Origin of the sequence: Embleya scabrispora DSM 41855 (genome assembly GCF_000372745.1) — a bacterium.
Classification (GTDB): domain Bacteria; phylum Actinomycetota; class Actinomycetes; order Streptomycetales; family Streptomycetaceae; genus Embleya; species Embleya scabrispora.
In genome coordinates this window covers 70,419-88,744 of sequence record NZ_KB889618.1, presented here as the reverse complement: position 1 = coordinate 88,744, position 18,326 = coordinate 70,419, and the positions used below count along the sequence as shown (strand labels likewise).

The window sequence follows — 18,326 nt, the reverse complement described above, 5'->3', positions numbered from 1 at the left end:
GGGAAACCGCGGTATCCGGCGCTGCGCCGACCCGGCGTCGCGGTGTCCCGGTCGTGTGGGCGGTCAGGTCGACTTCGGTGGGGGATGTGGGGCCGGAGCCCGGGTGAGGGTGATGGCTTCCACCGGGCAAAGGGCCGCGGCGTCTTCGGCCGGGGTGGTCGGGGGCGGGGCGTCGGGGCGCACCCGGGCCTGGCCGTTGGGGGCCTGGGTGAAGTGGGTGGGGGCCGTGGCGGCGCAGATGCCCGAGGCGATGCACAGGTCGAGGTCGACGTGGGCGTGGGTGGGGCCTTGGGCGGATCCGTTCGAGGACGGGGTCGGGGGCCGGGGAGTCACCAGGTCACCGGGAGGGTTCGGGGGGCTCGGGTCTTCAGGCCGGACTTCCAGGTGGCGGGGGCTGCGGAGCGCAGGGTCGGGAAGCGCCGGGTCAGGGCGGTGAGCGCTTCCTGGAGTTGCACGCGGGCGAGTTGGGCGCCCACGCAGTGGTGGACGCCGTGGCCGAAGCCCAGGTGGGGGTTGGGGTTTCGGGTGAGGTCCAGTTGTTCTGGGGTGTCGAAGACGGATTCGTCGTGGTTGGCGGACGAATTGATCGCCATGACGGCATCGCCTTCGGCGATGTCGACGCCGGCGAGGGTCAATGGTTCGGTGGCCACGCGGAGGTTGGCCTGGATGTTGGTTTGCGCGTAGCGCAGGAGTTCCTCGATGGCCGTGGGGATGGCTTCGGGGTTGTCGCGGATGTGCCGGTAACGCTCGGGGGCGGCCAGGAGCAGGTGGATCATGCCGGACAGGCGGTCGGAGGTCGTGCCGTAGCCGCCGGCGAGGAGGACGACGCAGAAGGAGACCAGTTCGTCCTCGGTGAGACGGTCCTCGTCGTCGCGGGCAGCGATCAGGACACTGAGCATGTCGTCGGCCGGGCGCCGGCGTTTGTCGGCGATCAGCCCGGCCATGTAGCCGGTCATCTCGCCGACCGCGTGGGTGACGGCCGCGTCGGGGATCGCGGTGAGGCTGCGTAGCGCGTCGCACCAGGCGTCGAGGCGGTCACCGTCGTGGCGCGGGGTGCCGAGGAGGTCGCAGATGACGGCCAGTGGCAGGGGTCGAGCGAACAGGGGCACCAGGTCGGCCGGGCGGTCGTGCGCGATGACCGTGTCGAGCAGGTCGCCGACCAGGCGGGCGATGTCGCGTCGCATGGCTTCCGCGCGGCGGGCGGTGAAGGCGGCGGCGACGAGTTTGCGCAGGCGGGTGTGTACGGGCGGGTCGGCGGCCAGGATCGAGTCGGCCAGGGTGGGGACGTCGGCCATGCGCGGGCCGCTGCCTCGGGTGGCACGGGTACGGCTGAAGCGCGGGTCGCCCAGTACGAGACGCACATCCGCGTAGCGGGTGACCAGCCAGGCTCGGTCGCCGCTGGGGAGTCGGATCCGAGTACACGGAGCGTCCCGACGCAGGTCGGCGAACTCGGGGATGGGGTCGAGTCCGTCGCGGTGCGGGAGGGGGAAGACCTGGGTGGGGGTGGGGTCCGTTCGCGGCTTGGGGATCGGGTCGGTTCCGTCGAGGGAGGCAGGCGGCCGCGGTGTCGATGCCGAGGCCGGGCCGGTTCCGGAGGTGCGGGGTGGCTGTGGTCGTGTTCCGGAGGCGGAAGGCGACTGCCGTCGCGGCTCGGGGGCTTGGGGGGTCACGGTTGCTCCGGGGTGGCGGGTTCGTAGACGGAGACGTGGTACGTGCTGTCCCGGGTGAAGGGTGCGCCCGCCCAGGAGCCCAGACGTTGTTTGAGTCGCAGGCCCGATCGCCGGGCCAGCAGGTCGAGTTCGCCGGGGGACGCGTAATGGAACGCGACGCGCAGATGGCGGGTGCGGTCGGACTCGTGGATGAGGTAGTGGGAGTGGTACGTCTGGGTGGACGCGTCGATGCGGCGGTGACACAGGATGAGGTGTTCGTCGGTTTCGGCTACGACCTCGGGGACACCGGACGCGGCGGCGACCGCGAGGGCTTCGGGGAGGTGTGCGTCGAAGACGAAGACACCGCCGGGGTGTTGCAGGCGGGCCTGCGCGGCGGCCAGACAGCGTTGTTTGGCTCGGCTGTCGGGGAGTTCGAAGAAGGTCCCGCCGGCGAGGTAGATCAGGGAGAACGGACCGGGAGCGCCCACTTCGGCGAAGTCACCCATGGTGATCGGGATTTCCGACCCGCCGGGCTTGCCGCGCAGATGGCGGACCATCGCTTCGGAGGCGTCGATGCCGTGTACGCGCAGGCCGCGTCGCGCGAGCGGGAGGGCGACGCGGCCGGTGCCGATGCCGAGTTCGAGTACGGGTCCCGAACCGGCGAGGCCGGCCAGGGCGTCCACGGTCGCGCCGGTGATCCCGGGTTTGCCGAACCACCGGTCGTAGTCGGCGGCGTGGGCGTCGGCGTAGCCCGAGCCGGCCGGCTCGGCGGCAGCCTCGGATCGCTGCTCCACGCCACCGGCGGGGTCGGGCGTCGTGGTGACCGGTCGGGGGTTTCGGGTGGGCGGGCTGTCGGTCCTGGGCATGGCGGCTCCTTGGCTTCGCGACGGGTCGGGTTCGTCGGGGCCGTGGGTCGGGGGTCCGTGGGTCGGGGATCGATCAGCCGAAGGGATGGGGGGCCGGTGACTTCGGTGGGTGGTGCTCGTCGGCCGGTCCGGTGGGTAGCGCGGCTGCGCCTGGGGCGATGGCCCGGATGACGGTGGTGCCGAACGTGCGGGCGGGGCCGGCCGTGGTGTCGACGAGGATGACGTCGCGCGCGGTGTGCGCGGCGAGTGCGGTGAGGCCGGATCGGTTCGCCGGCACGGTCGCGGTCTCGGGGGTCGCGTGGGTGGCGGGCTGTTGCGGCGCCGCGGGGTCGGCGTCGTGGTGGTCGCGGGAGGTCCACAGGGCCAGGCTGTCCTGACGGTGGTAGGCCCACAGGGCGTGTTGCACGGCGGTCCGTGGCGGGTGGCTCCCCTGCCATCGGGTCCAGGTGTCCACGGCCACCGGGCTGGTCATGCTCCACCGCACCATGAGTGCCTCGTAGGCCGCCTTCTCGATCAGCGGCGGCACGGCCGAGTCGAGGCCGCAACGGGCTCCGAAGGTCTGGCCGGTGCCGTTGGGGGCGTGCAGACAGACCACGACGCAGCGGGTGCCGGGGGTGGCGGGGATGTCCAGGATGCTTGCGGTGACGTCGAGTTCGGTCAGGAGCGTGGCCGGCGAGTCGGGCGGTTCGCCGGTCGGCAACGGGGTCGGGGCGGGCGACAGGCCGTACCAACTGCGGCGGATCAGGTCGCGTTCGAGGATTTCCCAGGCGGCGTGGTCCGCGGCGGCCTGCGGATCGGGGTGCGCGGCGAGGCCGGTCGAACCGACGCCCGGTCCCGGGTCGCAGCCGGTCGGCGGGCGATGGTGCAGGAAGACCGCTCCGGCGGGCACGTGGATCTCTGCGTCGGTGTGCGCCCGGCGCCCGAGAACCCACAGTCGCCGGGTGGTGCGGGCGGTCTCCGGGGGCGTGGCGTTCGCGAAACCGTCCGGGGTAGCGGCGGCGGGGTCGAGCGCGGGCATGCCGCGGCGGCGCAACTCGGCGTACGTGGCCACCAGTGCCGCGTCGTTCGCCTCGGCCGCGCGGCCGGCCAGGATGTTGCCGACACGCTCCAGGAGTTCACCGCGGGCGCTCGTCACGACCTGTTCGCGGCGGTGTCCGGCTGCGCTGCCGACCACGATCGGTCGATTGCCGGACGCGCAGACCGGGTCGAAGTGTGCCGAGCGCACGGCGATTCGCGCGATGACGATGTCGGGCCTGCGGTCGTAGGGGCTGAACACCTGCGGGTCCCACGCGGGCGCGGGCGTCACCCGTGCGTCCGGGCGACGTCGACGGCCTGGTCCAGGACGGACAGTCCGTGGCCGGTGAGCGCGTCGCGGTGATCGCGCAGGGTGCCCACGGCGTCGGTCGCGGAGCGGGCGAGCAGATCGTGCCGGGTACGGATGGCGTTGGCCGCCTCCGTCGTGGTCGCCGGCCGGTCGGCGTCCAGCAGGTGCCGGTACAGCAGTACGCTCCGGGCCAGCACGACCGCCTGCTGGAACAGGCCGGTGAGCGGCCGCGGATCGGCGCGCAGCGGGGTGGCGACGAGTGGGCCGTCGCCCTCGGCGGGGCGCAGGAAGGGCTCGGCCGCGACCGTAGCGGCGTTGCAGCGGGTGTGCGCCCCCTCGTGGACGAGGGCCTCGGCCAGGCGGACCGGGCCGGGCAGCCCGTCCGCGCCGCGGTCCAAGCGGTCGCGTCGAACGAACACCGCGCCGTGGACGCCGAAGTCGGTGAAGCCGTCGATCGCCGGGCCGTGCAACAGCGCGATCTGTACCAGGATTTCGCCGAGTTCGGCGCATGCCTCGGGCCAAACCTCGGCCAGCAGGATGGTGGTCTCGCGGATCGTCTCGGTGTCCGCGTCGCGCCAGCCGACCACGGCGGAGGCGGGTGGGCCCGTGGCATGGTCTTCCTGCTTCGGAACGGCCTTCAGCGCCCGGGCCACACTGCGTTCCAGATGTGCGCGTGGGGCGACGAGGTCGACGGGCCAGCCGAGTTCGGGTGGCGGGTCGGCGATGTCGGCTCTGGCGCGTTCGAGCATTCGGCCCAGTGCCCGGAGGCGTAGTGGGTCGGATGGGTCGGCCCGCAGGACTCGCTGGGCGACGTGTGCCGTCTCGATGACTGCCGGGTGTGTCGATTCCGGCGGGGTGACCGTCAAGTCGGCTCGCGCCAGGATCGTTTGCGTCATGTGGGCCAGCACCGCGCGTTCCTCGGCGCTTTGCCCGGCATCTGGTTCCACGCGCATCGCGAGTACCTCTCGTGACCCCGGTGCGGGATGGGCGACGGGCCGGAGAGTCCAACCCGCCGCGCACGGTGACGTCGGCTCAGCTGGGAAGGTCGATCATCAAGGCCAGCTCGGGCAGTTCTTCTTCCGGGACAAGTTCGATGTCGTCGTGCATATCGGACTCCCTTCGGATCGCCGGCTCCTCCGTCGTCGACGAGGACCACCGGGAGCGCCATCGTCGGCGCGCGATGGTCATCGGCACAAGGAGTAGGCAACGGTCGCGCTGCGGGGGGAGGTCGAGTAGGCACAGCCTGAAACGGCCTTGCCTTCGAGAGGATGGTCCCGGTTCGCATGCGAATGGGTCCAGCCATCTGCCGTTTCGGCGGGGGCGGCGAATGCCGGTCACCTCGGGCCGCGGCCTGTCAACGGCTCATTCGGACCGGCGGGGTGCCGCGGATCGGCCGAACAATGGCCGGAAACAGCGAGGCGAGTGGCTCGGCGGCACTCGGGATGGTGGAGCGGGTGGGCGATCGGCGGGCACGGCACCCGGATCCGGACGTTCTGGCGTTCTCGTGTCCGGGTCGGTGGCGCCCGAGGTTTCGCCCCCGGCACATGTCGGGCATCGATCCTCGCCGGCCTCGTGGTATGCCGCGGTCCAGTGATGCCGACCGGTTCTCGCCCTTCCGCACGCGTCACTCTTGGCAACTCGGTGATCACCGGTGATGATGACCCGGCGCCGCCGCCCCGGGCGCACGCCGGTCCCGCCGGATCACCCGCCGCCCAGGACGAGGAGACACCGATGAGCCCTGCACGCATCGCAGCTACCCGAGCCCTTCCCGACGACCGTCGCCGGCTCCGCACGTCGGCCCCGGCACAGGGCTGAGGGCGGCATGCGCATCGCCTACCTGCACGGCGGGAGCATCCCCTCCTTCTGGGCCAACAACGTCCATGTCATGCGCATGTGCGACGCGTTCGCCTCGGCCGGGCACGACATCACCCTCTACGCCGCCCCCGGCACCTACCCGGCCGACGACGCGTACGCGTACTACGGAGTCCGTCACCGCTTCCCCATGCACACCGTGGCGGTCCCGGACCACTCCCCCGCCGGATACCGGCAACGCGGCGAGCGGGTAAGCGAGTTGCTCGTCCGCGACGGTGTCCCGGATCTGATCTACGGGCGCGATCCGTACAGTCTCACCGTCGCCGCCGACGTGGCGCCGTTCGTGTACGAGGTACACCAGATCCGCGCGGACCTGCCGCCCGGAACGGAGCAACGGCTGCTCGCCCACCCCCGGTTGGCGCGGGTCGTGGTGATCACCCACGCACTCGCCCACGATCTGTGCACGACCTACCCGCGCCTGGATCCGGCGGCCGTCCTGGTCGTGCCCGACTGCGCCGACCCGCCTCGAACCGCGACCGAGCCCGTGCGGTTGCCGGGCCGGGCGGGGGTGCCTCGGATCGGATACGTCGGGCATCTGTACGACGGGCGCGGGATCGATCTGATCCTCGACCTCGCCGAGCGGCTCCCGGGACTGGACTTCCATTTGGTCGGTGGTACGCCCGAGGACCGGGATCGTTGGGAACGGCCCTGTGCGCTCGCCAACGTGTACTTCCACGGCCATCGGCCGCCCGCCGAACTACCGGGCTACCTACCGCGGTTCGATGTGGTCCTGGCACCGTACGAGGAGAAGGTGTATCTCACCGGCAGGCTCGGCGAGACCGGGCGGTGGACGTCTCCGATGAAATTGTTCGAGTACATGTCCTATGGGCGGGCGATCGTCGTCTCCGACCTGCCGGTCCTGCACGAGGTGATGACGGACCGGGTCAACTGCCTGATCCGCCCGCCCGCGGATCCACCGGCGTGGGCGGACGCGATCCTCGAACTGGTCGCCGACGAGGAGTTGCGCCGGTCGCTCGGCGACGAGGCACAACGGCAGGTCTTGGATCGCTACACGTGGCGCCGACGGGCCGACGTGGTGTTGGCGGCCCTGGACGTGCCGAAGAAGCTCGGCGGCACGGGGCCGGCGTGACGCGCCGGCACCGGTGCGGCGGCTACCACTTGGTGGTGCGCAGGATTTCCGCGGTTTCCGGATCGGCCGGGTAGAAGGACTCGATGGCCAGCTCGGCGACGGTGATGTCCAGTGGGGTGCCGAAGGTGGCCATGGTGCTGAAGAAGGTGAGGATGCGGCCGTCGTAGTGCAGGCGGAGCGGGATGGCGATGTCGCCGGGGCCGGGGAGTTCGACCTTGGGCTCCGGCTGGTCGCACGGGTAGCCGACGAGTTCGTCGTAGAGCTTGATGATGTCCGGATCGGCGGTCATCGTGACCTGTTGGCGCAGCCGGCTGAGCAGGTGGGCGCGCCATTCGCCGAGGTTGGCGATCAGCGGTGCCAGGCCGTGGGGGTGCAGGCTCAGGCGGAGCAGGTTGACCGGCTCGCGCAGCAGTTCCTCCGAGACGCCGATGCGAAAGAGCAGGGCGGGCTCGTTGGCTTCCACCCGGTTCCAGTATCGGTCCAGGACCACGGCCGGGAACGGTTCGTGCGCGGCCAGCACTTGGCGCAGCATGGCTCGGACTGCCGCCATGTGCGGGGCCTCCAGGCTGGTCTCGTGGTAGACGGGGGCGTAACCGGCGGCGAGCAGCAGCGGGTTGCGTTCGCGCAGTTCCAGGCCGAGCGCCTCGGCCAGGCGCAGCACGATGTCCCGGCTGGGTCCGGAACGGCCGTTCTCGATGAAGCTCAGGTGGCGTGGGGAGATCTCCGCCTGGGTGGCCAGTTCCAGTTGGCTCAGCAGGCGACGTTTGCGCCACTGGCGCAGCAGGTCGCCGATGGGCTGTGTTTGGCGCGGGGTCGTGGTCACCGTCACTGGTCCCTACCTCGTCCTCCTGGCGAGCGGCCTCCGGCCCACCTGGCTCCATTGTCGATATACGGGGTCCGGGGCGCAGGTAAATCGGGTATCGGGTGTGGGGTGGCGGCGGGAACGTGTGCCCGGGACAGCAGGGGCGTTCGGAGCGTGCGGACTTCGCGCGGTGGGTGAAGGACGCCCCCGACGCGCGGTCTCGGGGATCGGATCGCGCGTCGGGGCCGTCGGTCCGGTCGGCGCCCGGGACGCCGACCGGACGATCACCAGGTGACGGGAAGTTCGTTGACGCCGTAGACCACCGTGTCGTAGCGAAAGGAGAGGTCGGCGAGGTCGGCGTCCAGGCGCAGGTTCGGGAACCTGCGAAACAGTGCCGGCAGGGCGATCTCCATCTCCATCTTGGCCAGTGCCGCACCCGGGCAGAAGTGCGTGCCGTGCCCGAACGCGAGGTGGTGGCGGGCGTCCCGGTCCGGGTTGAAGCGGGCCGCGTCGGTGAACACGCTGTCGTCGTGGTTCGCGGCGGAGATCGCGAACACCACGGCGTGGCCCGGCTGGATCGGTACGCCGCCCAAGGTGGTGTCCCGCTTGGCGACCCGGACCTGATTGTCCTGCGAGATGGACCAGTAGCGCAGAAGTTCGTCGATCACCTTGCCCAGCCGACCGGGTTGGTCGAGCATCGGTTGCACCTGTTCCGGATGCCGGAGCAGGGTCAGGATGCTCAACGCGATCTGGCTGGCGGTGGTCTCCGCGCCGGCGACCAGGAGCAGCAGGACCATCGCCACGAGTTCGTCCCGCCCGAACTCGCCCTTGGCGACGTACAAATGCACCAGGCGGCTGATCAGATCGTCGGACGGTTCACGTTCCTTGTCCCGGACCAGACCGTCCAGGTATTCGGAAAGCGCGCCGAACGCGTCCACCGCATCCGCATTGCGCAGATCGCACCGCGTCAGTGCCAGATTCTGTTCCTGAAAGGCATCCAGGTCCCTTTCCGGCACGCCCAGTATTCGGGCGATCATCAGCGCCGGAATCGGAAAGGCGAATGCGGGCAGCAGGTCCACCGGCCGCGGTTGTTCGGCCACGGTGTCCAACAGGCCCTGCACGAGTTCGCGTACGGCGGGCCGATATCCGTCCACGGCCGTGTTGTTGAATTCCGGCATCACCATGCGCCGTACCCGGGTGTGTTCGGGCGGGTCGAGGCGCAGGAACGAGTGCAACAACGGGTCGGGCGGGAGCGGCAGGCGCAGCGGGAATCCCGGCAGTGTGATGTCGACGCTGAGCGAGGGGTTGAGCATGGCCGCGCGCATGTCCGCGTAGCGCGTCACGAGCCAGGCCAGGGTGCCGTCGTCCAGGCGCACCTGCCGGGGTGGTTCCTCGCGCAGTTCGGCGTACCGGTCGGGCGGCAGCAGCGGGCAGGATCGGGGCATCGGCCAGGTGGGAATCGTGGCCTGTGTCGTGTCGGTCATCGTGCCTCCTCACGCAAAGGGTCGAACCGAATCGCGCGGTTGCGGTGCGAGCGGGTGCGGTGGCCGACCATCGGCCCGGTGGGTGTCCCGTGCCACCGGGCCGAGGTCGATCAGCTCTCCTGCGCGGAGGGTCCGGGCAGGAGTTGGGCGAGGACGGCCACCACGAGGGTGAAGCCGGCCAGGACCGCCACGCTCCATTCGAAGGCGTGCGCGTAGGCGAGCGAGTGGCCGTGGCCCAGGACACCGAAGAACACCACGCCGATGGCGGACACGCCCAGTGCGTTGCCACATTCCTGCGCGGTGGACAACACACCCGCCGCCGCGGCGGCGTGGCTCGGTGAAACCCCGGCGAGCACCGTGGGCGTCACCGGGTTGATGAACAGCGCCATGCCGATGCCCGCCACGCACAGTCCGGGCATCACCCACGCCGAGGGTCCGTCGACACCGATCCCGGCGACCGCGGCGAGCAGCAGGCCGTATCCGGCCGCGACCACCAGCGCGCCCAGGGTCAGCACATGCTTGCCCAGGCGGGCGCCCAGCGCCGGTGCCGCGAACGCGGCCGGGACATAGCCGATGCCCAGGGCGCCGAAGACCACGCCGGTGGTCAGCGGCGACAGACCGTGGCCGTCCTGGAGGTAGAGCGCGAGCACGAGCATGAAGGAGGCCATCGCGGCGAAGAAACCCAGGGTGATCAGCACGCCGACGGAGAAGGCCCGTTCGCGGAACAGGGTCAGCGAGATCAGTGGTGCCTCGTCGCGCTGTTCCAGGCGGTGCTGCCGGACGGCGAACCCGGCGAGCAGCGGGATCGAGGCCGCCAGGCATACCCACGACCATGCCGGCCAGCCCTGTTCGCGGCCCTCGACCAGCGGGAAGACGATGGCCAGGAGGCCGAGCGAGCCGAGCAGTGAACCGAGCAGGTCCAGGCCGAGCCGGCCGGAGCCGTGCGACTCCGGGATGAAGCGGCGCATCAGTACCAGTGAGGCGACGCCGATCGGCACGTTGATCAGGAAGATGGTGCGCCAGCCCAGGCCGGCGATGTCCAGGTGGATCAGCACCCCGCCGATGAGTTGGCCGAAGGTGGCGCCGATGCCCATCGACAGTGCGAAGGCGGTGAACGCGCGCACGCGTTGTGGTCCGGTGAACGAGGTGTTCAGGATGGCCAGCATCTGCGGGGTCATCACGGCCGCGCCGACGCCTTGCAGCACGCGTGCGCCGATCAGTACTCCCGAGTCCGGTGCCAGGCCGGCGGCCAGCGAGGCCACCGTGAACAGCACCATGCCCAGGGCGAACATCCGGCGCCTGCCGTACAGGTCGCCGAGCCGGCCGGCGGTGAGCATGCAGGCGGCGTAGGCGAGGCTGAATCCGGAGACGATGAACTCGACGGCCGCGGAGCTCGCGTGCAGGTCCGCGCGGGTGGACGGGATGGCCACGTTGACCACGAAGAAGTCCAACGTGATCATGAACATGCCGGAGACCACGATGAGCATGCGGATCAGGGCGTGCCGGTCCGCCTCCGGCCCGGCCGCCGGTGCCGCGCCGGGCGCGACGGTGCGGGTGTTTGCGTCGGTCGACATGGTCGAACTCCCGATCGATGTGTCGTGATTGCCGCCGGCCGCTTCGCTGCCGCCGGGAGACGGCGGCGCGGGGTCCGGCCGAGCACGGGCGGTACACCCGGACCCGTGCCGAATCGACCCGCGCCGCGAGGATCGACCGCACCCGATCCCGCGAGACGGTCGCGGCGCGGCGGATGGCGAGGTGTGCTCAGTCGGCCTGGTCGGCCTGCACCTTGTCGATGAACTGGTGGTCGCGCACCATCCGGCCGTCCGCGTCGAAGATGACCACCTGCGTACCGGTCATCGTCGGCTCGCCGCCGGCCGCCGGGACCACTTCCCACTGGTAGCGCACGGCCTCCTGGGTGGCATCCACCCTGGCGACCCGGAACCCGAAGCCCTTCGGGACGAAGTTCTCGTACGCTTCCGTGACCGCCTCCTCGATGCCGTCACGGCCTCGATACACGGTGGCGGTGTTGCTGTAGACACAGTTCTCGGCCCACAGTTCGGCGATGTTCTTCCGCCGGATCTCGGCGTCCGGCTCCGCCCAGGTCGCGACGTACTTTTCCACGATTGCTTCGATCTCGCTCACATGCACTCCTCATACGGCTACACGGGGGATTGAATACGAGGGCGTACGGGGGTTCGGCCTCGCGTGGGGCGGAAAACGCCCCGACGGCTCAAGCCTGGTACCGGAAGAGAGCCCGGTCGATTACCTCGGAAGTAATAAATCCGCGTCGAGACCGGACCGTCGGCTCGTGGGTTCCGCCCCGGCGTACCGCCGCCGCGTCGCCACTTCCACGCCGCGCGTCGCCGCTTCGTCACCACTTCACCGATCCGAGCCTGCCGGCGCGCCGAGAGCCGGGTCGACTACCCGGGAGGTAATAAATCCGCGCGATCGTGTCCGGCGCGGACCCGGTCGGCGCCGCCCGGATCGGTCGGTTCGACCACCGAGACCACATCAGCCCTGAATCAGCCCGGCGTCAGCAACGGCTGTTTACCTGAGGGCGATGAATACCAGTCGGAACCTGCGCGAGATGAGTCGGCGCGAGCGCCGAGACGCCCTGGAAGACCTCGTCGTGGCATACCTGAAAGAGATCCTGCTGATCGACGATGCCGAGGAACTGCCGCTCGACCAAGGCTACTTCGACCTCGGTCTGACCTCCCTTCGGCTCAACGACGTCAGGTCCCGGCTGGAGGAGTCGCTGGACATCGACATCGACGCCACCATCCTGTTCGGTCAACCGACGGTGGAGCAGCTCGTCGCGTACCTGACCGACGTCCTGTCCACCCCGCCACCCGCAGAGTCGGCGGCACGTGCGCCCGGTTCGCGCATACCCGGCAAGGAAACCAGCGATGTGGGATGACCCCCGTGAGAAGGATGCCCGGTGGGAACCGGGCGACGAGCCGATCGCGATCGTCGGCATCGGTCTGCGCCTGCCCGGCGGGGCCGAATCCCCCGACGAGTTCGACACCTTCCTGCGGGCCGGGAGGTCCGGCATCCGGACCATCCCGGAGGACCGCTGGGACGTCGCGGCCCTCAGTGCGCGGGAGCCGGACGAGAAGGGCAGGATCGGCACGCACAGTGGCGGGTTCCTGGACCGCCTCGACCTGTTCGACGCGCCGTTCTTCAACATCTCCCCCAAGGAGGCCCGCTACATCGATCCCCAGCAGCGCATCGTGTTGGAGACCGCGTGGCAGGCACTGGAACACGCCGGCATCGACCCCACGCCGTTGCGACGCGGTGACGGCGGCGTCTACATGGGGGTGAGCTCGTTCGACTACGCGCTGTACATGGGCGCGTTGCCGTACGAGGAACTGGACGGGCACCTGGCGGCGGGCTGCACGATCTTCTCGATGTCCGGCCGGTTGTCCTACTTCCTGGGTTGGCGCGGCCCGAGCGTGTGTGTGGACACCGCGTGCTCGTCCTCGCTCAGCGCGCTGCACATGGCGGTGCAGGCGTTGCGCGGCCGCGAGTGCACGATCGCGCTGAGCGGTGGGGTCAACGCGGTGCACCACCCGAGTTTCATGGTGATGTTCTCGCACGGCCAGATGCTCGCGAGCGACGGGCGCTGCAAGACGTTCGACGAGTCGGCGGACGGCTATTCGCGGGCCGAGGGCTGCGGCATGCTGGTGCTCAAGCGGCTGTCGGACGCCGAGCGCGACCACGACACCGTGCACGCACTGATTCGCGGCACCGCGATCGGCCAGGACGGCGACAGCGCCGGTCTGACCGTACCGCACGGGCCCGCGCAGGAGCAGGTGATCCGCACGGCGCTGGCGGCGGCCCGACTGACCCCGGCCGACATCCAGTACGTGGAGGCGCACGGCACCGGCACTCCGCTCGGCGATCCGATCGAACTGGGCGCCATCAACGCCGTGTTCGCCGACTCGCACAGCGCGCAGGAGCCGTTGGTGGTGGGTTCGGCCAAGACCAACATCGGGCACCTGGAGCCGGCGTCCGGCATCGTGGGGGTGATCAAGGCGGTCCTGCAACTGCGTTCGGCCACGATCTACCCACACCTGAACTTCACCGAGCCCGCACGCCGCATCCCGTGGGATCTGTATCCGATCACCGTGCCCACCGAGTGCCTGCCCTGGCGGGCGCCGATCCGGCGCGCGGTGGTCAACAGCTTCGGTTTCGCCGGCACCATCGCCGCCACCGTGCTGGAGCAGGCCCCGGAACCGGCCACCGCTGCGCACCCGGAACCGGCTCGCTCCGCAGCCGTGTTCACCCTGTCCGGCAAGAACGCCGCCGGGTTGCGCCGGCAGGCCGAGAGTTACCGGGAGTTCGTGGACCGCACTCCGGAACTCGACCTCGGCCGGTTGTGCCACGCCGCCAACGTCGGCCGGGCGCACCTGGGTCACCGGCTGGCCGGTGTCGTCAAGAGCCGCGCCGATCTGGTCAAACTGCTGGACGCGGCGATCGAGCCGGACGATCGGCCCGCCGCGGCCCCGGTGCGCAAGGTCGCCTTCCTGTTCGGTGGCCAGGGGGCCCAGTATCCGGGCATGGGCGCCGCCCTGTACGAACGATTCCCGGTGTTCCGCGCGTACTTGGACGAGTGCGAGTCGCGATTCGCACCGCACCTGGCCGAATCGATCCGGGATCTGATCCTGGGTCGGGCCCGGGACGACACGCTGTTGGATCACACCGGGTACACCCAGCCCGCCCTGTTCGCCTTCGAGTACGCGCTCGCCCGGCTGTGGATGTCCTGGGGGGTCCAACCCAACGTGCTGATCGGGCACAGCATCGGTGAGGTCGCCGCGGCCGCGGTGGCCGGCCTGTTCTCGCTTCCGGACGCGGTGACGCTGGTGGCCGCGCGCGCCCGGTTGATGCAGTCGGTCCGCAAGCCCGGCGGGATGGCCGCGGTCGCACTGCCCGCCGAGGAGATCCGCCCGCTGCTGGCCGGGCGCACCGATCTGGCACTGGCCGCGGTGAACGCCCCCGACCAGTGCACGATCTCCGGCGCCAGCGAGCAACTTGCCGAACTGGTGGCGAAGTTGCGCGACGGCGGCGTGCGGGTGGACGCGCTGGCGGTGTCCCACGCGTTCCATTCGCCGTTGATGGCCGAGGTGTTCGACGAATTCCATGCGGCGATCGCCGGGATCACCTTCCGGCCGCCGGAGATCCCGCTGATCTCCAACACCACCGGTGCACTGGGCCGGTTCGCCGAACTGGGCACCGCGAACTACTGGGTGCGGCACATCGGCGAACCGGTGCTGTTCATGGCCGGGGTGCGAGCGGTCGAGCAGCGCGGCCGGCATGCCTTCGTCGAGATCGGCCCGTCGACCGCGCTGACCGCGTTGGCCAAGCGGTGCACCACTGCCGAGGAGCACCGATGGGCGGCCAGTGTCCGGCGCCGCGACCCGCACGGTGACACCGTGTTGCGCGGCCTGGCCGAGCTGTACGCGGCCGGCATCGGGGTGTCCTGGTCGGGCGTGCACGCGGGGCGCCCGGCGGCACGGATGCAGTTGCCCACGTACGCGTTCGAGCGCAAGCGGTACTGGCTGCCGGTGGCCGGGAAGGCCGGCAGCGGTGCGGGCGCGTCGGCGCCGGGGGCGGCGTGGCATCCGCTGCTCGGCCGACCGGTCCCGGTCATGCTGGACGACCCCGCCGGCACCCGTCGATTCGTCGCCGAGTACACCGCCGAGCGACCCGCGAGCCTGGCCGGGCACCAGGGCCCGGACGGTCCCGTGTTGCCCGCCGCCGGGTACGTCGAACTGCTGTTGGCGCTGCGTGATGTCGTGTACGGCGACAGCCACGGCGCGGTGCGCGACCTGGAGATCGGCGCACCGCTGCCGCTGCCCGAGGAGGGCGCCGTCGAGTTGCGCACCCGGCTGGTCCCGTCGGCGGACGGCGGTGCCCGGGTCGAGATGGTCAGCGGCCCGGCCGAGGACGAGCGCACGCACGCCACCGCGTTCCTGGCCGCGCCGCAGCAGGACGACCGCCCCGATCGCGCGCTGCGCGCCCTGGCCGATCTGCCCGGCCCGATCCGGGAGAGCGTCGACGCCGACGACCTGTACACCGACCTGGCCTCGGTGGGCCGCCGGCACGGCCCGCGCTATCGCCTGACGACCCGGGTACACCGGCATCCGGACGGCGTGCTGACCGGTGAGCTGACCGGTCGCGAGGCCGGCGCCGTCGAGCAGTTGCCGGTCGAGCTGTTGGACTGCGCGCTCCAGGTCGCCGTCGGCGCGGACGAGCACAGTCCGGCGTTCGCACCGGTGCGGTTCGGCTGTGTGCGGCTGTTCCGCAAGCCGCGCGGCGAGCGGCTGCGGGTGGTCGCCCGCGTGAACGCCGACGGGGCGGACCGCCGACTGGTCGACCTCCTGCTCCTGGACGGCGACGCACCCGTCGCCGAGCTGCGCGACGTACGGCTCGCGCTGCCCGAACCACCCGACCGGCGGCCGGTGTTCCTGCATCGGCTGAGCTGGTTGCGGCGTCGGGCGACGCCGGGCCCGGAATCGGTGGAGCGGCACGTCCTGCTCCTGGGCGGCGACCCGACCCGGCCGGTCTTCGCCCACGCGGCGGCCGGCATCCGGTTGTCCTACCCGGAGGGGCCCGACGGGCTCGCCCGAGCGCTCGACGACTCCTCGGTGACCGACGTGTGCTGGTTCTGGCATGCGCAGGAGGGGCCGATGTCCGCGGGCCGGCTGCGCCGCGAGTGCGAACACAACTACCGCGACCTGTCGGCCGTGGTGGCCGCACTGACTGCCTCCGGCCCCGGTGGCGCGCCCCGACTGTGGCTGGTCACCGAGCGGGCGCAGTGGTTGCCGGGCGACCGACCGGGCACCGGCGAGCAGCTCGCGGCGGCAACGCTGTGGGGGTTCGGGCACGTCCTGCTCAACGAGTATCCACGGCATCGGGCCACCCTGATCGACCTGCCCGCCGGCGCGGATCTCGCGGTCCTGGCCGACGAGTGGCGGGCCGCGGACGTGGGCGACTTCCAGGTGGCCTACCGCGACGGTCGACGTTACGCCCGCCGGTTGTTGCCCGGCGAGCGCACCCCCTCATGGGACGGCGGTTTCGCGCTGCGCGCATCGGCGTCCGGCGAAACCGCGGACCTGCGTCCGGTGCCCGCCGAGGATCTCGCGCCCGGGCCGGGCCAGGTGCAACTGCGGGTGCACAGCGCCGCGGTCCACCCGCACGACCTGCGGGTGGCCGCGGCCGGCGATCCGGTGCCGGGCTCCGGATGCAGCGGCACGGTCGTCGCGGTCGGCGCCGGCGTGGACTTCGCGGTCGGCGACCCGGTGGTCGCGCATCACCCGGGCACCGTGCGCCGCACGGTGACGGTGCCGGCCGAGGTGGTCGCGCTCGCCCCGGACGGTGTGCCGGCGCACGCGGCGGCGGCGCTGCCGACCGCCTACGTGGCCGCCCACCACGCGCTGCGGGCCCTGGACGGGGTCCCGGCCGGGGCGGTCGTGCTGGTCCGGGTGGCCGGCGGGGTCGGCCAGGCACTGACCGCGTTGGCGGTCCGGGCCGGGTTCGAGGTGATCGGCCTCGCGGACCCGGGCCTGCCGTCGACCGCGGGGGTACGGCACGAACTCGCGCCGGACCTGGCCGACCCGACCGCGGAGGTGCTGCGACGCACCGACGGGCGGGGGGTCGACGCGGTGTTCGTCGAGTCGGGCGGCGGGTGCACCGCGGTCGGCGTGGGCTGCCTGGTCGAGAGTGGCCGATATGTGGTGGTCGCCGGCGCCGAGCCCGATCCGCAGGCGGACGGGCGTGCGGACGCGGAAGCGGGCACGCAAGCGGCTGCGGAGGCGGGTTCGGGTGCGGAAGCGGCCGCGGACGCGGACGCGGGTACACGGCCCGACGCGAGGTATCGATCCGCCGACCTGGCCGAGCTGTCCGCGAAGGCGCGCACCCGGTTGGTCGAGGAGGTGCTGCCGGCGGTGGTCGAATCCGTGCGCCGCGGTGAGCTGCCGCCGATCCGGGTGCGTACCTTCGACCTGGACGAGGCCGACGAGGCGCTCGCCGCTGGCCGCGACGGGTGCGCCGGACAACCGGTGCTGATCGTGGCACCCGAGCGCCCCGACCCGGCGCCGGCCGCGCCGATCCGGCCGGATCGCACCTACCTGATCAGCGGCGGTCTGGGCGGTCTGGGCCTGGTCACCGCGACCAGGCTGGTCGACCTCGGCGCCCGGCACCTGGTCCTGGTCGGCCGCAGCGGCCGGCCCACCCCGGAGGCCGTCCCGATCCTGGCCGCGCTGCGCGAGCGGGCCCGGGTCACCGTGGCCCGGGCGGACCTGGGCGATGCCGACGATGTCGATCGGCTCTTCGCCGACGTGCGCGCCGGCGACGTACCGCTGGCCGGCATCGTGCACGCCGCGGGCAGCGCGGGCTCCGCGCTGATCGGCAACCTGAGCTGGGCGGCCATCGACGAGCAGTTGCACGCGCAGGCGTACGGCGGCTGGCTGTTGCACGAGGCGAGCCTGGACTGCCCCGAACTCGACTTCTTCGTCGTGCACTCCTCGATCGCCGCGGTGGTCGGCGGCTCGACCCAGGCGCACTACGCCGCCGCGTTCGCCTTCCTGGACGGCCTGATCGCGTGGCGCGCCCGGCAGGGTCTGCCGGGGCGGGCGACGAACTGGGGCATGTGGTCGCGCGTCGGCATGTCCGCGCGGTTGAGCGACAACCTCGCCCGGGAGCTGGAACGCGGCGGCATGCGCTACTTCTCGCCGGCCCGCGCGCTGCGCACGATGCGCCGCCTGTGGTCCGGGCCGAACACGCAGTACGTGGCCGGCGAGTGGGACTGGGACCGGTACCTGTCCCAGAGCCCGCTGCGCAACGCGCTGTATGCCCGGTTGGTCGGCGCCGACGGTCCGGAAGCGGATGCGGAGCGGGCCGGCGGGCGCACCGGACCGGACCTGGCCGCGCTGATCGCCAAGCCCGAGCCGGAGCGCCTGGCCGCCGTGGCCGAAGTGGTGCTGGCCGCCGTCGCCGCCGCGCTGCACGCCGAGGACGAGGAGGAGATCGATCCGAGTACCGAATTCGTCGCGCTGGGGCTGGACTCGCTGATGGCCCTGGAGCTCAAGACCGGCCTGGAGTCGGCCTTCCGCGTCCCGTTGCCCGCCTCGCTGGCCTTCGATTTCCCGTCCCCGCAGCTGCTGACCGAGTTCCTCGACGGACAACTCGTGCCCCCGGCCGGCTGAGCCCGGACCGACCGGCCCCCGGGCCGCATCACC

13 protein-coding genes are annotated in these 18,326 nt (G+C 71.6%); 3 read left to right on the top strand and 10 right to left on the bottom strand.

The window, feature by feature from the left end; translation table 11 throughout:
* Window positions 1–63 precede the first annotated feature (63 nt).
* The 6 genes from A3IC_RS68595 to A3IC_RS68585 form a co-directional block, all read right to left on the bottom strand.
* Window positions 64–333, bottom strand: a complete 270-nt coding sequence (locus tag A3IC_RS68595; RefSeq protein WP_020550412.1) for a ferredoxin — start codon at window positions 331–333, stop codon at window positions 64–66.
* The gene (locus tag A3IC_RS0112590) at window positions 330–1,670 is read right to left on the bottom strand and encodes a cytochrome P450 (RefSeq protein WP_020550411.1); all 1,341 of its coding nucleotides are present in this window, start codon (window positions 1,668–1,670) and stop codon (window positions 330–332) included. The genes A3IC_RS68595 and A3IC_RS0112590 overlap by 4 nt, the downstream gene beginning before the upstream one ends.
* Window positions 1,667–2,515: a class I SAM-dependent DNA methyltransferase gene (locus A3IC_RS54015; RefSeq protein WP_020550410.1), complete on the bottom strand. Its 849-nt coding sequence runs from the start codon at window positions 2,513–2,515 to the stop codon at window positions 1,667–1,669. The genes A3IC_RS0112590 and A3IC_RS54015 overlap by 4 nt, the downstream gene beginning before the upstream one ends.
* A gap of 73 nt (window positions 2,516–2,588) precedes the next feature.
* Complete coding sequence (locus A3IC_RS0112580) at window positions 2,589–3,821, bottom strand: YcaO-like family protein (protein WP_020550409.1); 1,233 nt, start codon at window positions 3,819–3,821, stop codon at window positions 2,589–2,591.
* A complete protein-coding gene (locus A3IC_RS68590) occupies window positions 3,818–4,792 on the bottom strand; it encodes an HEXXH motif domain-containing protein (protein WP_020550408.1) in 975 nt (324 codons plus the stop codon). The genes A3IC_RS0112580 and A3IC_RS68590 overlap by 4 nt, the downstream gene beginning before the upstream one ends.
* A gap of 79 nt (window positions 4,793–4,871) precedes the next feature.
* The gene (locus A3IC_RS68585) at window positions 4,872–5,027 is read right to left on the bottom strand and encodes a hypothetical protein (RefSeq protein WP_158695931.1); all 156 of its coding nucleotides are present in this window, start codon (window positions 5,025–5,027) and stop codon (window positions 4,872–4,874) included.
* Window positions 5,028–5,661: 634 nt separating this feature from the next.
* Between A3IC_RS68585 and A3IC_RS62200 the strand changes: the two genes are divergently transcribed.
* Entirely contained in the window at window positions 5,662–6,801 is a 1,140-nt protein-coding gene (locus tag A3IC_RS62200; protein ID WP_020550406.1) for a glycosyltransferase family 4 protein, read from the top strand.
* A gap of 22 nt (window positions 6,802–6,823) precedes the next feature.
* Here the strand turns inward: A3IC_RS62200 and A3IC_RS0112560 are convergent, their stop codons facing one another.
* The 4 genes from A3IC_RS0112560 to A3IC_RS0112545 all read right to left on the bottom strand — a co-directional run bounded on the left by A3IC_RS0112560 (window position 6,824) and on the right by A3IC_RS0112545 (window position 11,229).
* Window positions 6,824–7,624: a helix-turn-helix domain-containing protein gene (locus A3IC_RS0112560; protein ID WP_211232281.1), complete on the bottom strand. Its 801-nt coding sequence runs from the start codon at window positions 7,622–7,624 to the stop codon at window positions 6,824–6,826.
* Window positions 7,625–7,887: 263 nt separating this feature from the next.
* On the bottom strand, window positions 7,888–9,087 hold the full coding sequence (locus A3IC_RS0112555) for a cytochrome P450 (RefSeq protein WP_020550404.1): 1,200 nt from the start codon (window positions 9,085–9,087) through the stop codon (window positions 7,888–7,890).
* A 110-nt stretch (window positions 9,088–9,197) separates the two neighbouring features.
* A complete protein-coding gene (locus tag A3IC_RS54005; RefSeq protein WP_020550403.1) occupies window positions 9,198–10,661 on the bottom strand; it encodes an MFS transporter in 1,464 nt (487 codons plus the stop codon).
* A gap of 187 nt (window positions 10,662–10,848) precedes the next feature.
* On the bottom strand, window positions 10,849–11,229 hold the full coding sequence (locus A3IC_RS0112545; RefSeq protein WP_020550402.1) for a nuclear transport factor 2 family protein: 381 nt from the start codon (window positions 11,227–11,229) through the stop codon (window positions 10,849–10,851).
* Between the two features lie 418 nt (window positions 11,230–11,647).
* Between A3IC_RS0112545 and A3IC_RS0112540 the strand changes: the two genes are divergently transcribed.
* Window positions 11,648–12,004, top strand: a complete 357-nt coding sequence (locus A3IC_RS0112540) for an acyl carrier protein (protein ID WP_020550401.1) — start codon at window positions 11,648–11,650, stop codon at window positions 12,002–12,004.
* Window positions 11,994–18,293: a type I polyketide synthase gene (locus A3IC_RS0112535; RefSeq protein ID WP_020550400.1), complete on the top strand. Its 6,300-nt coding sequence runs from the start codon at window positions 11,994–11,996 to the stop codon at window positions 18,291–18,293. The genes A3IC_RS0112540 and A3IC_RS0112535 overlap by 11 nt, the downstream gene beginning before the upstream one ends.
* The last annotated feature ends 33 nt before the right edge of the window (window positions 18,294–18,326 follow it).

Excerpts from the sequence above, each read along its gene's own strand:
- A3IC_RS62200 (WP_020550406.1), top strand. The coding sequence starts at position 5,662 with ATGCGCATCGCCTACCTGCACGGCGGGAGCATCCCCTCCTTCTGGGCC.
- A3IC_RS0112555 (WP_020550404.1), bottom strand. The coding sequence starts at position 9,087 with ATGACCGACACGACACAGGCCACGATTCCCACCTGGCCGATGCCCCGA.
- A3IC_RS54015 (WP_020550410.1), bottom strand. The coding sequence starts at position 2,515 with ATGCCCAGGACCGACAGCCCGCCCACCCGAAACCCCCGACCGGTCACC.
- A3IC_RS68590 (WP_020550408.1), bottom strand. The coding sequence starts at position 4,792 with ATGCGCGTGGAACCAGATGCCGGGCAAAGCGCCGAGGAACGCGCGGTG.
- A3IC_RS68585 (WP_158695931.1), bottom strand. The coding sequence starts at position 5,027 with ATGACCATCGCGCGCCGACGATGGCGCTCCCGGTGGTCCTCGTCGACG.
- A3IC_RS54005 (WP_020550403.1), bottom strand. The coding sequence starts at position 10,661 with ATGTCGACCGACGCAAACACCCGCACCGTCGCGCCCGGCGCGGCACCG.
- A3IC_RS0112535 (WP_020550400.1), top strand. The coding sequence starts at position 11,994 with ATGTGGGATGACCCCCGTGAGAAGGATGCCCGGTGGGAACCGGGCGAC.
- A3IC_RS0112540 (WP_020550401.1), top strand. The coding sequence starts at position 11,648 with ATGAATACCAGTCGGAACCTGCGCGAGATGAGTCGGCGCGAGCGCCGA.